At 67.9% G+C, this 15154-nt stretch carries 15 protein-coding genes; 12 read left to right on the top strand and 3 right to left on the bottom strand.

Features of this window, described 5'->3' with window-relative positions:
• Positions 1–52: 52 nt before the first annotated feature.
• From ABIA65_RS05880 to ABIA65_RS05840, 9 genes are all read left to right on the top strand, one after another.
• Entirely contained in the window at positions 53–1306 is a 1254-nt protein-coding gene (locus ABIA65_RS05880) for an ammonium transporter (RefSeq protein ID WP_354523103.1), read from the top strand.
• Positions 1307–1417: 111 nt separating this feature from the next.
• Positions 1418–2731 (top strand): type III glutamate--ammonia ligase, encoded by a 1314-nt coding sequence (gene glnT, locus ABIA65_RS05875; RefSeq protein WP_354522928.1) that lies wholly within the window; start codon positions 1418–1420, stop codon positions 2729–2731.
• Positions 2732–2763: 32 nt separating this feature from the next.
• Positions 2764–3660, top strand: coding sequence for a class II glutamine amidotransferase domain-containing protein (locus tag ABIA65_RS05870; RefSeq protein ID WP_354522927.1), 897 nt, complete (start codon positions 2764–2766; stop codon positions 3658–3660).
• Positions 3657–4331: a protein glxC gene (locus ABIA65_RS05865; protein WP_354523102.1), complete on the top strand. Its 675-nt coding sequence runs from the start codon at positions 3657–3659 to the stop codon at positions 4329–4331. Before ABIA65_RS05870 ends, ABIA65_RS05865 begins: the two co-directional genes overlap by 4 nt.
• Positions 4331–5692, top strand: coding sequence for an FMN-binding glutamate synthase family protein (locus ABIA65_RS05860; RefSeq protein WP_502919523.1), 1362 nt, complete (start codon positions 4331–4333; stop codon positions 5690–5692). The genes ABIA65_RS05865 and ABIA65_RS05860 overlap by 1 nt, the downstream gene beginning before the upstream one ends.
• Before the next feature lie 22 nt (positions 5693–5714).
• The gene (locus ABIA65_RS05855; protein ID WP_354522926.1) at positions 5715–6920 is read left to right on the top strand and encodes an NAD(P)/FAD-dependent oxidoreductase; all 1206 of its coding nucleotides are present in this window, start codon (positions 5715–5717) and stop codon (positions 6918–6920) included.
• A gap of 23 nt (positions 6921–6943) precedes the next feature.
• Positions 6944–7627 (top strand): type II toxin-antitoxin system RelB family anti-toxin, encoded by a 684-nt coding sequence (locus tag ABIA65_RS05850; RefSeq protein ID WP_354522925.1) that lies wholly within the window; start codon positions 6944–6946, stop codon positions 7625–7627.
• 202 nt (positions 7628–7829) lie between these two features.
• The gene (gene leuA / locus ABIA65_RS05845) at positions 7830–9641 is read left to right on the top strand and encodes a 2-isopropylmalate synthase (protein WP_354522924.1); all 1812 of its coding nucleotides are present in this window, start codon (positions 7830–7832) and stop codon (positions 9639–9641) included.
• A gap of 49 nt (positions 9642–9690) precedes the next feature.
• The gene (locus ABIA65_RS05840; RefSeq protein WP_241402673.1) at positions 9691–10080 is read left to right on the top strand and encodes an SHOCT domain-containing protein; all 390 of its coding nucleotides are present in this window, start codon (positions 9691–9693) and stop codon (positions 10078–10080) included.
• Between the two features lie 43 nt (positions 10081–10123).
• Here the strand turns inward: ABIA65_RS05840 and ABIA65_RS05835 are convergent, their stop codons facing one another.
• Complete coding sequence (locus ABIA65_RS05835) at positions 10124–10756, bottom strand: class I SAM-dependent methyltransferase (RefSeq protein ID WP_354522923.1); 633 nt, start codon at positions 10754–10756, stop codon at positions 10124–10126.
• Positions 10757–10828: 72 nt separating this feature from the next.
• Between ABIA65_RS05835 and ABIA65_RS05830 the strand changes: the two genes are divergently transcribed.
• Complete coding sequence (locus ABIA65_RS05830; protein ID WP_354523100.1) at positions 10829–11707, top strand: helix-turn-helix transcriptional regulator; 879 nt, start codon at positions 10829–10831, stop codon at positions 11705–11707.
• Here the strand turns inward: ABIA65_RS05830 and ABIA65_RS05825 are convergent.
• Positions 11694–12740 carry a DEDDh family exonuclease gene (locus ABIA65_RS05825; RefSeq protein ID WP_502919522.1) on the bottom strand — a complete coding sequence of 349 codons (1047 nt, stop codon included), beginning with the start codon at positions 12738–12740 and terminating at the stop codon, positions 11694–11696. The two genes, ABIA65_RS05830 and ABIA65_RS05825, sit on opposite strands and share 14 nt — an antisense overlap.
• Positions 12741–12799: 59 nt before the next feature.
• On the opposite strand from ABIA65_RS05825, the gene ABIA65_RS05820 reads away from it, so the two are divergent.
• Positions 12800–14026, top strand: a complete 1227-nt coding sequence (locus tag ABIA65_RS05820) for a Mur ligase family protein (protein WP_354522921.1) — start codon at positions 12800–12802, stop codon at positions 14024–14026.
• Positions 14019–14735 (top strand): type 1 glutamine amidotransferase, encoded by a 717-nt coding sequence (locus ABIA65_RS05815; RefSeq protein WP_354522920.1) that lies wholly within the window; start codon positions 14019–14021, stop codon positions 14733–14735. Before ABIA65_RS05820 ends, ABIA65_RS05815 begins: the two co-directional genes overlap by 8 nt.
• Before the next feature lie 19 nt (positions 14736–14754).
• On the opposite strand, the gene ABIA65_RS05810 is transcribed toward ABIA65_RS05815, so the two are convergent.
• Positions 14755–15153 (bottom strand): ricin-type beta-trefoil lectin domain protein, encoded by a 399-nt coding sequence (locus tag ABIA65_RS05810; protein WP_241402668.1) that lies wholly within the window; start codon positions 15151–15153, stop codon positions 14755–14757.
• Between the last annotated feature and the right edge of the window lies 1 nt (position 15154).

Below are 15154 nucleotides of genomic sequence, written 5' to 3'. Positions count from 1 at the left end.
AACGGCCCGAATGAGCGGCCGCCACACCTAAGGAAGTAACCGTATGGACGTAGTGGATACAGGCACCACGGCATTCATGTTGTGTTGCATCATCGGGCTCACGCTCATGATTCCGGGACTGGCGCTGTTCTACGGCGGCATGGTCTCAGTCAAGAGCTCGACGAACATGATGATGATGACGTTCGGCGCGGTCGCGATCGTCGGCCTGCTCTGGGTGCTCTTCGGCTTCTCGATGGTCTTCGGCACCAGCTACGGCGGTTTCGTCGGCAGCTTCACCGAATTCGCCGGCATGAAGGACCTGCTCGAGACACAGACCACCATCTCCGGCCTGCCGGTCAGTTTGTTCGCGCTGTTCCAGGCCCTCTTCGCAGCCATCACCGTCGCCCTGATCTCGGGTGCGGTGGCCGACCGGATGAAGTTCGGTGCCTGGATGCTGTTCGCGACCGTTTGGGCCGTGCTGGTCTACTTCCCCGTCGCGCACTGGGTCTTCGCGTTCGACGGTGTGGTGACCGAGAACTCGGTCGGTGGCTGGATCGCCAACACCCTCGGCGCGATCGACTTCGCCGGTGGCACCGCGGTGCACATCAACGCTGGCGCCGCCGCGCTGGCTGTGGCGATCGTTCTCGGCAAGTCCGCGATGTTCGGCCAGCTGCGCAAGCCGCACAACGTGCCGCTGACACTGTTGGGCGCGGGTCTGCTGTGGGCCGGCTGGTACGCGTTCAACGGCGGCTCGGCGCTGGCGGCAGGCAATTCGGCGGCCATCGTCATGGTCACCACGTTCGTCGCGACATGCGCGGCGACGCTGGCCTGGCTCGCCGTCGAGAAGATCAAGGACGGTCACGTGACGGGCGTCGGTGCGGCCTCCGGTGCCATCACCGGCCTGGTCGCGATCACCCCCGCCTGTGGTGCGGTCACTCCCGTCGGCGCGATCTTCGTCGGCGCCATCGCCGGGGCGATCTGCGTCTACGCGGTCGGCCTGAAGTCGAAGTTCGGCTACGACGACTCGCTCGACGTGGTCGGCGTCCACCTGGTCGGCGGCGTCATCGGCACCCTGCTGATCGGTTTCTTCGCCAGCGAGGGCATGCCCAACGGTGTCAACGGCCTGTTCTACGGCGGCGGCGTCGACCAGTTGTGGAAGCAGGCGGTCGCAGCCTTCGCGGTGATGGCCTACTCGTTCGTCGTGGCCTTCGCCATCGCCTTCGCCATCAAGAAGACGATGGGCATCCGCATCTCGCCGGAGGAGGAGGAGCAGGGCATCGACTCCACGTTCCACCGCGAGTCCTCCTACGACATGGCTTCTGCCTGATGTGACGCGATCCCCCGGTCGGCGCACTCACGCGCGCTGGCCGGGGTTTCTCGCGCTGCATGATGTTTCCTCTCGCGATACATTGATTCCTGACAAGAGACAAGGGCTGACATGACCAATGGCAGTGACACCCTCGCGGAACGCGCGGAAGCGGCGGGCACCAAGTTCATCCTCGCGCTGTTCGTGGACCTCCGCGGAAAGCCGTGCGCGAAGCTGGTACCCGTCGAGGCCATCGACATGCTGGCAACCGACGGCGTCGGATTCGCCGGCTACGCCGTGGGTGCCATGGGCCAGGAGCCCAAGGACCCCGACCTGATCGCGATCCCCGATCCGGCGTCGTTCACCCCGATCCCGTTCATCAAGGACGGCCTGGCGATCGTGCACTGCGACCCGCACGTCGAGGGCAAGCCGTGGCCATACGCGCCACGCATCATCCTCAAGTCGCTTATCGCCCGCGCCGCCGACGCCGGCTTCGAACCCTGGGTCGGCGCGGAGGTCGAGTACTTCCTCCTCCGGCGCGACGCCGATGGGGGTCTGGCCACCGCAGACGTCGACGACACCGCATCCCAGCCCTGTTACGACGCGCGCGGCGTGACCCGCATGTACGAGCATCTGACGACCGTCTCGACAGCGATGAACTCGCTCGGCTGGTCGAACTACGCCAACGACCACGAGGACGGCAACGGCCAGTTCGAGCAGAACTTCGAGTTCGCCGACGCCCTGACCACCGCCGATCGGGTGGTGACGCTGCGCTACCTGTTGTCGATGATCGCCGCCCAGCGCGGCATGATCGCGACGTTCATGCCCAAGCCGTTCGCCGACCGCACCGGCAGCGGGCTGCACTTCCACCTCTCCCTCACCAGTGGCGGCACACCGGTGTTCCCCGACGCGGACGACGCCCGCGGCCTCGGCCTCTCGGACACGGCCTACGCCTTCATCGGCGGCATCCTCGACCACGCGTGCGCCCTGCAGGCCGTGGTGGGCCCGACGGTCAACTCCTACAAGCGAACCGGTGCACTCACCACGGCCTCGGGTGCGTCGTGGGCACCGAGGACGCCGACCTACGGCGGCAACGACCGCACCCACTACATCCGGGTGCCCGATGACCAGCGCATCGAGATGCGCGGCGGTGACGGCTCGGCCAACCCCTATCTCGCGATCGCCGCGGCGCTCGGGGCGGGTATCGACGGCATCAAGCGCAGCCTCGACCCCGGGGAGCTGGGCTCCGGTTCCGCCCGCACCCTGCCGCCCACGCTGCTGCACGCGGTCGACGATCTGCAGGCCGATCCGCTGATCACCGGTGTGCTCGACGCCGAGGGCGCCGGAGTGTCCGGCTACTTCGCCGACCTCAAGCGCACCGAGTTCTTCGAGTACCACAGCAAGGTCAGCCCGTGGGAGGTCGACAAGTACCTCACCGCATTCTGACCGTCGACACGAAAGGACCAGGGAGACAATCCATGTGCGGCATCGTGGGGTTGCATCTGCGCAACCCCGAACTTCATCCCCGGCTCGGTGAGCTACTCACCGGCATGCTGTGCGAGATGTCCAACCGAGGTAACGACTCGGCGGGTGTCGCCGTCTACGGCGACCCAATCTGGACACCACCGGGGCGGGCGTGCGTCTCGATTCTCGAACTGACCGACGCGGCCGATGTGGTGCAGACTGCGGTGGGCGTCGAACTCGGTGCACCGGTGACGGTTTCGGTGCTGGACGCGACGTATCTAATCACCGCCGACACGGCACCGGAGACGCTGAGCTCGGCTGTCAGCGCCGTCTATCCCGACTCACTCATCGCGGGGTTCGGCAACGATCTTGCCGTGCTCAAGGGCGTCGGACACCCCAGGACACTCACCGACGCGTGGGGCCTGGCCGGGGCCAGCGGTTGGCAGGGCGTGGGGCACACCAGGATGGCCACCGAGTCCGCCGTCACCCCCTCGGGTGCCCATCCCTACGCCGTCGGACCCGATCAGTGCCTCGTGCACAACGGTTCGTTCGCCAACCACGCCACCATCCGTCGCGAACTGCGGGCCGCCGGTGTGCATTTCGACAGCGAGAACGACACCGAGGTCGGCGCGCGGTTCGTCGCCGACCAGCTCGCCAGCGGCCGCGACGTGCAGACCGCGCTGAAGGAGCTCTGCGCCACGTTCGACGGCTTCTACACGCTGCTGGTGTCCAACCGCGACTCGTTCGCCGTCGTACGCGACGCCATCGCCTGCAAGCCCGCCGTCATCGCCGAGACCGACGACTGGGTGGCTATGGCCAGCGAGTACCGCGCACTGTCCGGCCTGCCCGACGTCGAGCACGCCTCGATCTGGGAGCCCGAGCCCGAGGTGGTGTACGCGTGGACCAGATGACATTCGACCTCGCAGTGTCCCCGCTGCGCGACGTCAACAGCGCACTGCACGCACCGAATCTCATGGGCGAGTTCGTGATCGAGCACCCCGCGGGCGCGCACAACGTGGCCGTCGGCGTCGACGCCCCGGTGAGGGTCACGGTGGCCGGGCACGTCGGCTACTACGCCGCGGGCATGAACCAGCAGGCCGAGATCGTCATCGACGGCAACGCGGGCACCGGGGTCGCCGAGAACATGATGAGCGGCGTCGTGTGGGTCAAGGGCAACGCGTCGCAGTCCGCGGGTGCGACGGCACACGGCGGTCTGCTGGTCATCGAGGGCAATGCCGCTGCGCGGTGCGGTATCTCGATGAAGGGTGTCGACATCGTCGTCGGGGGGAACATCGGCCACATGAGCGCCTTCATGGCCCAGGCCGGCACCCTGGTGGTGCGCGGCGACGCCGGGGAGGCACTGGGCGACTCGATCTACGAGGCCAGGCTTTACGTCCGCGGGGATGTCGCCTCGCTGGGTGCGGACTGCATCGCCAAGCCGATGCGGCCCGAACATCACGAGGAACTCGGACGTCTCCTCAAGGCGGCCGGTTACGGCGAGGACGACACCGCCGGCTACACGCGGTACGGGTCGGCCCGCGACCTCTACCACTTCCACGTCGACAACGCAGGAAGCTACTGATGACCACCGCAGACGAGCGGGCCCGGCTGGGCCTGCGTGAATCGGCGACCTTCGATCGGGCCACCATCGCCGCGATCCAACGCGCCGCCGACACCGGTATCTACGACATCCGCGGCTGGGGTGCCAAACGCCCGCTGCCACACTTCGACGACCTGCTGTTCCTCGGTGCCTCGATGTCGCGATACCCATTGGAGGGGTATCGCGAACGGTGCGGCACCGACGTGGTGCTCGGCGACCGGCACGCCAAACACCCACTGCACCTGGATATCCCGGTGACCATCGCGGGCATGTCATTCGGCGCACTGTCGGGCCCGGCCAAGGAGGCGCTCGGTCGCGGTGCCAGTGCGGCGGGCACGTCCACCACCACCGGTGACGGCGGTATGACGCCCGAGGAACGCGGCCAGAGCAAGCATCTGGTGTACCAGTACCTGCCGTCACGGTATGGGATGAACCCCGACGACCTGCGCAGGGCTGATGCCATCGAGGTGGTGCTCGGCCAGGGCGCGAAACCCGGTGGCGGCGGAATGCTGTTGGGCCAGAAGATCTCCGACCGGGTCGCGGGTATGCGCACCCTGCCCGCGGGCATCGACCAGCGCTCGGCGTGCAGACATCCGGACTGGACCGGGCCCGATGATCTGACCATCAAGATCAACGAGCTGCGCGAGATCACCGACTGGGAGAAGCCGATCTACGTCAAGGTCGGTGCCACCCGCACCTACTACGACGTGAAGCTCGCCGTGCACGCCGGCGCCGACGTCGTCGTCGTGGACGGTATGCAGGGTGGCACCGCGGCCACCCAGGAGGTGTTCATCGAACACGTCGGCATCCCGACGCTGGCGGCGCTGCCGCAGGCCGTGCAGGCGCTCACCGAGCTGGGCGTCCACCGGACCGGGGCGAGCGGAGCGACGGGAAAGAAGGGCGTTCAGCTCATCGTGTCCGGCGGCATCCGCAGCGGCGCCGATGTCGCCAAGGCACTGGCGCTGGGCGCCGACGCCGTCGCCATCGGCACCGCCGCGCTCATCGCACTCGGCGACAACGATCCGCGCTATGGCGCCGAGTACGAGAAGATCGGCAGCGCAGCGGGTTTCTACGACGACTTCCAGGACGGTCGGGACCCGGCGGGGATCAGCACCCAAGACCCGGAACTGGCGGCGCGATTCGACCCGATCGAGGGCGGACGCCGGCTGGCGAACTATCTGAGCGTGCTGACCATGGAGGCGCAGACCATCGCCCGCGCCTGCGGCAAGGCACATGTCTGCCACCTCGAGCCCGAGGATCTCGTCGCCGTGTCGATCGAGGCGGCCGCGATGGCGCGCGTCCCGTTGGCGGGCACGAACTGGATCCCCGGGGCCGGCCTGTGACGCCGCGGACGCGAGGAGCAAAGTGAGACAGACCGCGGACGTCGTCATCATCGGAGGTGGCATCGAGGGTGCGTCGGCGGCGTGGGCGCTCGCGGCGCGCGGCGTCACCGATGTCGTTGTGTGCGAACGCAACACCGTCGGCGCAGGCATGACCGGCAAGTCCTCGGGCGTCGTTCGCTGCCACTACGGCGTGAGTTCACTCGCCGCGATGGCCACGGCCAGTCTCGAGGTGTTCGAGAATCCGCAGTCCCACTTCGGTGAGGACGTCACCGACATCGGGTTCCGTCAGAGCGGCTACGTCGTCGGCGTCGGCGAGCAGAACGTCGATGCGCTGCGCAAGAGCCTCGCCGCGCAGCGCGCGGTCGGGGTGCAGACCGAGGAGATCGACACAGCCGACGTGGCCCGGCTGTGGCCGCATGCCGACCTGACACCGTTCGGCGCGTTCGGCTGGGAGGCCCGCGGCGGCTACGGCGACGCCTATCTGACCGCGCAGGCATTCTCGGCGTCTGCCCGTGCGGCCGGTGTCCGGATCAGGCAGGGAGCCGAGGTCACCGACCTGCTGCTCGACGGCGACCGCGTGACGGGTGTGCGCCTGCGCGACGGGCAGGCGATCGCGGCGGAACGCGTCGTCGTCGCGACCGGGGTGTGGACACGTCCCTTCCTCGCGCCGTATGGCGTCGACGTCCCCATCGAGGTGGTCCGGGAGCAGATCGTGCTGATCGCGCCGGGCATCGAGAAGTGCGTCGTGGACCGACTGCCCGTGTTCTCCGACCTGGTGTCGCTGCAGTACATCCGGCCCGAGCCCAACGGCGAACTGCTGTTCGGCAACAGCGACCTGTCGCACTGCGAGACCGCCGACCCCGACGGCTACCTCAACCGGGCCACCGAGCAGTTCGTCGACCTCGTCGTCGACCGGGTCGGCACCCGCTTCCCCGGCCTGACCGACGCGGCGATCAGCGGCAGCTATGCCGGCTGTTATGACGTCACCCCGGACTGGAATCCGGTGATCTCGCCGACCGGGATCGACGGCCTGCTGGTGGCCGCGGGATTCAGCGGGCACGGCTTCAAGATCGCGCCCGCCGTGGGCAGGCTGGTCGCCGATCTGGTGATCGACGGCGCCAGTGCCGATGCCCGCATCCCGGCGAGCGACTTCCGGCTCGCCCGGTTCGCCGACGGCGCGCCCCTGCGGAGCCCGTACCCGTACGTCGGTGCGGGTGAGATGCGCTAGCCACCGAGCGAGAGAATGGACCCGTGAGCCCTGTTGACGATGATGTGCCGCGTCCGCGCACAGCAGAGGACGGGTTGCTTCGCAACGTGTCCGGCAGCGCCCGCGACCGCGATCCGGCGCGGCCCGTCGACGAGGTCGAGATCGAGACGGCCATCGGCGCAAACGTGCGCAAGCTACGGCAGCAGCATGGCCTCACCGTGGCTGAGATGGCCACGCGGGTCGGTATCTCGAAGGCGATGCTCTCCAAGATCGAGAACGCTCAGACCTCGTGCAGCCTGTCGACGCTGGCGCTGCTGGCCAAGGGTTTGGACGTGCCCGTCACCAGCCTGTTTCGCGGTGCCGACGTTGAACGGCCCGCCGCCTTCGTCCAGTCGGGCGGCGGCGCGCACATCGTGCGTGAGGGCACGCGGGAGGGGCACGAGTACCGGTTGCTCGGGTCGCTGCGCGGCGAGCACAAGCGGTTGGAGTGCCTGCACGTCACGCTGTCGGACAAATCCAAGACCTACCCGCTGTTCCAGCACCCCGGCACCGAGTTCATCTACATGCTCGAGGGCGTGATGGACTACGGCCACAGCCGCTCGGTGTACCGGCTGCACCCCGGCGACTCACTCCAGATCGACGGTGAGGGCTCCCACGGCCCCGTCGACCTGATCGAGGTGCCGATCCGGTTCCTGTCGGTGATCGCGTTTCCCGACTCCCAGGTGTGAGGAGTCCCACGCACAGGAGCCCTCAATCGAGTTTTGGTCGCCGCAGGGCGGCGGCGTACAGTGAGCGACGTGCAGCGGGTGCTCCTCCTCGGACGCCGCGACGGGGTCTGACCAGACCGGCTCTCCGTCGCGGGTGTTTCTGATGCGCCGGTCTTGACCTCTCCCCGAGGTTCCAAACAAGACAAAACCGGAGCAGAACACCGTGAACAATCCCAATCCCCATTCGATCGACGCCTACACGTCGGCGCGCACCATCAGCACTCCCGCGGGCCCGCCCAACCCCGGCCAGCCCGCCTGGAACACCCAGCGCGCCACCTCGATGCCGGTCAATCGGTACCGCACGTTCGCCGACGAGGTCGAGCCAGTGACCCTGGCCGACCGCACCTGGCCGGACAAGGTCGTGACGACAGCCCCGATGTGGTGTGCGGTCGACCTGCGTGATGGCAACCAGGCCCTGATCGACCCGATGAGCCCGGCTCGTAAGCGGCGCATGTTCGACCTACTGGTGCGAATGGGCTACAAGGAGATCGAGGTCGGCTTCCCGTCGGCCAGCCAGACCGACTTCGACTTCGTCCGCGAGATCATCGAGCAGGGCGCGATCCCCTCCGACGTCACCATCCAGGTGCTGACCCAGTGCCGTCCCGAGCTGATCACCCGCACCTTCGAGGCGTGCGCCGGCGCCCCGAATGCGATCGTGCACTTCTACAACTCGACGTCCATCCTGCAGCGCAGGGTGGTCTTCCGCGCCGACCGCGACGCCGTCAAGGCCATCGCCACCGACGGGGCCCGGATGTGCGTCGAGGAGGCGGCGAAGTACCCGGACACCCAGTGGCGCTTCGAGTACAGCCCGGAGTCCTACACCGGCACCGAGCTGGAGTACGCCAAGGAGGTCTGCGACGCCGTCTCCGCCATCGTCGCGCCCACCCCGGATGTGCCGCTGATCATCAACCTGCCCGCCACCGTCGAGATGGCCACGCCGAACGTGTACGCCGACTCGATCGAGTGGATGAGCCGCAACCTGGCCAGGCGCGATTCGATCATCCTGAGCCTGCACCCGCACAACGATCGCGGAACCGCCGTCGCCGCAGCGGAATTGGGCTACCAGGCCGGTGCGGACCGGATCGAGGGCTGCCTGTTCGGCAACGGTGAGCGCACCGGGAACGTATGCCTGGTGACGCTGGGCCTGAACCTGTTCAGCCGCGGCGTCGATCCGCAGATCGACTTCTCCAACATCGACGAGATCCGGCGCACCGTCGAGTACTGCAACCAGCTGCCCGTGCATGAGCGCCACCCCTACGGCGGCGACCTGGTCTACACCGCGTTCTCCGGCAGCCACCAGGACGCCATCAACAAGGGACTGGACGCCATGAAGGTGTCGGCCGACGAGGCGGACGCCGACGTCGACGACATCCTGTGGCAGGTGCCGTATCTGCCGATCGACCCCAAGGACGTCGGCCGCACCTACGAGGCCGTCATCCGGGTCAACTCGCAGTCCGGCAAGGGCGGCGTCGCCTACATCATGAAGTCCGATCACGGTCTGTCGCTGCCGCGCCGACTGCAGATCGAGTTCAGCCAGTCGGTGCAGAAGATCACCGACGGTGAGGGTGGCGAGGTGTCACCCAAGGAGATGTGGGATGTCTTCGCCGAGGAGTACCTGGCGCCGATCAAGCCGCTGGAGCGGATTCGCCAGAAGGTGGACGCCGCCGAGGTCGACGGTGGTATCGACACGATCACCGCCGTGGTGAAGGTCGACGGTGTCGAGCAGGAGATCGTCGGCGCGGGCAACGGACCGTTGGCGGCGTTCGTCGACGCCATCGGCAAAGTCGGCTTCGACGTGTCGGTACTCGACTACTCCGAGCATGCGATGTCCTCGGGCGAGGAGGCGCAGGCCGCGGCGTATGTCGAGGCGTCGATCGGCGGTAGGACCGTGTGGGGTGTGGGTATCGCGACGTCCATCACGACGGCCTCATTGCGCGCCGTCGTATCGGCCGTGAACCGTGCCGCCCGCGGCTAAACTGACGCGCACGCAAAGTTTGCGAGTATCTAGCGTTTAGGAGTTAGACGTGGACTGGGGCTCAACGTGGGACTTCCTCTGGCACTTTCTCATCATCTTCGCGTGGATCGCCTACCTTCTGGTGCTCTTCCAGATCCTCACGGACCTGTTCTGGCGTGACCACAAGACATCGGGCGTCGTCAAGGCGATCTGGGTCGTCTTCCTCATCCTGATCCCCTGGCTGACGGCGTTGGTGTACCTGATATTCCGTGGCCAGGGCATGTCCGCGCGGGCGCGGGAGGCCGCCATGGAGGCCAAGCAGCAGACCGACGAGTACATCCGTCAGGCCGCAGGACGGTCACCCGCCGAGGAGATCGCGCATGCCAAGCAACTGCTCGACGGTGGCACCATCAGCCAGGCTGAGTTCGACTCGCTGAAGGCCAAGGCGCTCGCCGCCTGATCGACGAGGCCGGCCGGGCCCAGTACCCGGCCGGACCTCGACGTCACGCGGGACGCAAGCCGCGATAGAACGTCACCGGGCCGACGAAGCGCAGTCGCCGCGAGCCCAGATCCGCCGCCTCGAAACCGCTGTTGCGCAACAGGTCAAGAATCACCTCCGCGTCGTTGGCCACCCCCATGCGATCCCCGACGATGTCGACGATGTGCACGCTGCCACCCGGCCGCAGGACCCGGAACGTCTCCGATACCGCCGCCGCCTTCACATCGTGATCCAGGTGGTGCAGCATCATCGACGACAGCACCCGATCGAACGCCCCGTCGGCGTAACCCAACGCCTGCGCATACCCCTGCTCGAGGCGAACCGCGCTGGCATTGCGCAACTTTCGCCTGGCCCGGTCGAGCGCTCGCGGATCGGGGTCGGTCCCCGTCACCACGGCGCTCGGTCGAGCTCGATGCACGCGCGTCGTGAGATTGCCCGTTCCGCAACCAATCTCAAGCACACGCGCGCCGTCGAACAGCTCGGTCTGCGCGATGAGCGCGTCGTAGGCGGGCGGCATCCCCAGCAGGCGGGTGAAGAGGTCGTAGCTCGGAAGCAGCCAGTCCCGTCCCGCGGCCGGCACGTAGTCATGGCGGTGGCCCATGGAGTTCGTCACTGAATGCGGATGATCTTTGGTCATGGTTCCATCGTCGCCGCCAAATCAGCTGACATGTCGTTGGATCATTGGGAGAAGTGGGACTATCTTCGGATCATGACGCCGTCGGCCCGACTGGTTCGCCACGACGACGGAATCCCGGTTTACGACTACCCAACCGATCCGGCGACACCACCGGTGTCAGTGGTTCGGCTGCAGCGCGACGGCCTGCCCGAGAAGCGCCGCCATATCCATGACTTCCCGATTCTGCTGTACCTGCCCGACACCGCATCGGTTCACGTCGCCGCGGCGGGTGACGCGATAGACCCGGTCTGGGCGGCCGACAAGACGCGCGGTGCCGCCGTCTTCTTCGATCCGGCGGCACTCGAAGGCGGCGCTCGATCCCCCTGGCCATCCTGGCGCAGTCATCCACTGCTGTTCCCGTTCGTGCACGGCACCGCTGGCGGGTTGCTTCATCTCCAGCTTCCTGATGCACGAAAGCCCTTCTGGGAAAGCCGAATCGAGTCGCTCGAGACCGAACTCTCCGACCGGCGCGACGGCTATCGGCAGGCCGTGCTGGCGCATCTGACCCTGCTGCTCATCGACCTCGCCCGGATGACCGACGACGTCGTCGGCGACCTGCGCCGCAGTAACGACCCGATCGTCGCCGACGTCTTCGCCGTCATCGATCGCCGGGTGGGCCTGCCGCTCTCACTCAAGGACGTCGCCCATGAGCTCGGGCTGACACCCGGGCATCTGACCACCGTCGTGCGTCGCCGCACCGGGCGCACGGTTCAGGAATGGATCACCAAGCGCCGAATGACCGAGGCACGGGCGCTGCTCGCCGGAACCGACATGCCGATCGCCGAGGTCGCGCGTCGAGTCGGGATCTCTGACGCCGGCTACTTCGCCCGACTGTTCCGCTCGACGCATGGGATCTCACCACGCGAGTGGCGAGGTCACGTCGCGCCGGAGACCCCGCTCAGAACAGGGTGAACTGATCGCCGGTCAGGGTCGGGTCGGCGAACTCCTCGATGTCCCGGCCGCCCACCACGCGGTCCAGCAGATCCATGAAGTCGGCGTCGCTGACCAGCGGGACACCCATCTCGCCGGCCTGGTAGCCCTTGCCTTGATCCGGCTCGACCTCATCGCACACGACCAGCGATGTCTGCTGATCGACCGTCTCGGTGTATGCCAGCCCCGCGTGCAGTGCACGTTCGATGAGCTCCTCGTAGGTGTGGCGCACCTCGGCGGACATCGCCACCCGCATGCCCTGCACCAACGGTCTGCCTGAGACGAACCGGCCGGGGTTCTGATACGGGCAGGGCAGCCGGGCCGCAATCGTCTTGAGCGGACGCAACTCGTCATGAGTGACCTGCCCGCTGGGCCAGCGCCGCCGCGTCACCGGACGCACCGGCAGCCACGCCCTGCGGTCGAGCGCGCCGGCCAGGGCGGGTTTGAGGATCTGGGCCAGGACCAGCGCGTCGTCCAGCGCATCGTGGGGCCGCATCTGGGTGACCCCCCAGTGCGCGGCCAACGTCTCCAGGCGCAGGTTCTCGGTGCCCAGATCGAGGCGGCGCGCCAACTCGACCGTGCACATCACGGTGTCCACGGGGAGTTCGGCGCCGACGAGTTCTGCCTCGCTGGTCAGAAATGAGTAGTCGAAGGCCACGTTGTGCGCCACCAGCGTGCGGCCCGCGAGCACCTCGTTGAGCTGACCGACGACGTCGGCGAAGGTCGGCTGGCCCTCCAACATCTCGGTGGTCAGCCCGTGCACGTGGGTGGGCCCGGGGTCCACCCCGGGGTTGAGCAGGCTGGAGAAGCTGCCCTCGACGTTGCCGTCGTCCCCAAGAGCCAGCGCGGCGACGCTGACGACGCGAGCCTGCCGCGGGTGAAACCCGGAGGTCTCCACATCCACGACCGCCCAGCCCGCACCGGGTTCGGCGGCGGGCCGGCCCCAGGAGCCGCCATGGGGGCGACTTGCGGCAGATTGGCTCACAAACGCCAGGATGACACGGCGGCCCGACATCCCCGGACCCTCAGCGCCGCGTGTCGCCCGCCCACTTCCCGCCTTCTAGACTGCCGTGGATGGTCACCACGCGCGGACGTCTCGCCCTCGGAGCTGGAGCCGCAGCTCGGTGGGCCTCGCGGGTCACCGGCCGCGGAGCGGGCGCCATGATCGGCGGGCTCGTGGCCATGACGCTCGACCCCTCGATCCTCGGACAGCTCGGCAAGGGCCGCAGCTCGGTGGTCGTGACCGGCACGAACGGTAAGTCGACCACCACGCGAATGACCGCCGCCGCGCTCGCCACGATGGGTCCCGTCGCCACTAACGCCGAGGGCGCCAACATGGACGCCGGCCTCATCGCCGCCCTCGCCGGCACCCGCGACGCGAGGCTGGCGGCCCTCGAGGTCGACGAGATGCACGTGCCCCACGTGGCCGATGCCGTCGACCCGGCCGTCATCGTGCTGCTGAACCTCTCGCGCGATCAGCTCGACCGGGTGGGTGAGATCAACCACATCGAGCGCACGCTGCGCGGCGGTCTGGCCAGGCACCCCGGCGCAGTGATCGTGGCCAACTGTGACGACGTGCTGATGACGTCCGCGGCCTACGACAGCCCCCACGTGGTGTGGGTGGCGGCCGGCGGCGGCTGGGCCAACGACTCGGTGAGCTGTCCGCGCAGCGGCGAGGTCATCGTGCGCGAGCAGAACCACTGGTACTCGACCGGCACCGATTTCAAGCGCCCCACGCCGCAGTGGTGGTACGACGACACCCACATCCACGGGCCCGACGGCTTGTGCCTGCCGATGACGTTGGCGCTTCCCGGCACGGTGAACCGCGGCAATGCCACGCAGGCGATCGCCGCCGCGGTGGCCCTTGGCGCGGACCCGGCCGCAGCGGTGAAGGCGGCCGAGAGCGTCGATGAGGTCGCGGGCCGGTACTCCACGATTGCGCTCGGCGAGCACACCGTGCGGATGCTGCTGGCCAAGAATCCGGCCGGTTGGCAGGAGGCGCTGTCGATGGTCGACACCGACGCGGGTTCGGTCGTGATCGCCGTCAACGGCCAGGTGCCCGACGGGGAGGACCTGTCGTGGCTGTGGGACGTCAACTTCGAGCACTTCGTGAAACACCCCGTCGTGGCGAGCGGCGAGCGCGGGACCGACCTTGCCGTGCGCCTCGGGTACGCCGGGGTTGAGCACACGCTGGTCGCCAACTCCGTCGAGGCCATCACCTCGTGCCCGCCCGGGCACGTCGAGGTGGTCGCCAACTACACGGCCTTCTCTCAGCTGAGTAGGGCGATCAACCATGGGTGAGTCGACGGTTCGCATCGGGCTGGTACTGCCCGACGTCATGGGCACCTACGGCGACGGCGGGAATGCCGTCGTGCTCCGACAGCGACTGAGGCTGCGCGGAATCGACGCCGAGGTCGTCGACATCACCCTCGCCGATCCGGTGCCCGCCGAGCTGGACCTCTACACGCTCGGCGGCGCAGAGGACTTCGCGCAGCGCCTGGCCACCAAGCACTTGATCCGCTATCCCGGGCTTCAGCGGGCCGCCACACGCGGCGCGCCGGTACTGGCGATATGCGCGGCCATTCAGGTGCTCGGGCACTGGTACGAGACGTCGTCGGGTGAGCGCGTCGACGGTGTCGGCCTGCTGGACGTGACAACCTCGCCGCAACCGAAGCGGACCATCGGCGAGGTCGTGTCAGCACCCCTGCTGGACGGGCTGACTCAGCGACTCACCGGATTCGAGAACCACCGCGGGGGAACGGTTCTGGGTTCGGCCGCCACCCCTCTGGCACGGGTGATCTCCGGTGCGGGCAACCGGGACGGCGACGGCTTCGACGGTGCGGTGCAGGGCAGCGTCATCGCCACCTATCTGCACGGGCCGTGTCTGGCCCGCAATCCCGAACTCGCCGATCACCTGTTGTCGCGCGTGGTCGGCGACCTCGCCCCGCTGGACTTGCCCGAGGTGGAGCAGTTGCGTCGCGAGCGGTTGGCCGCCCCGCGTCGCGTCTAGCGCTTGCCGCGGCTAGGGCTTACAGACCAAGGTCGCGCAGGAACTGCGGCCGGTAGGCCTCGAGGATGACGTAGTTCGGGTCTGGTGTGGGCGTCTCCGGAGCGTCGTCCACGATGACGTCGCCATCGGTCGGGTCCACCCACTCCTGGGCCTCGGCATCCCACCGGCTCACCGTGTAGTCCGCGGTCAACTCGTCGGCGGTCACCAGCGCGCGCACGGTCCGCTCGGCCTCCTGGGCGTCAGCCAGCGTGTGCGTGTACAGCTGCATCCTGTTGCCGTCACGCGTGATGGTCACCCGGCTGCCGAGGCGTTTACGGGCGTCGTCATCGAGGTCAAGCGTCCGCAGGCGCTCCCAAAACGAGAGACCGTGTTCTTCGCTTCCGAGTTCTACCTCGACCTTGAACTCTTCATCTGGCACG

It is taken from the genome of Mycolicibacterium sp. 624 (assembly GCF_040548615.1).
Classification (GTDB): domain Bacteria; phylum Actinomycetota; class Actinomycetes; order Mycobacteriales; family Mycobacteriaceae; genus Mycobacterium.
The sequence above is the reverse complement of the archived record's forward strand: the minus strand, read 5'-3'. Positions and strand labels throughout refer to the sequence as shown.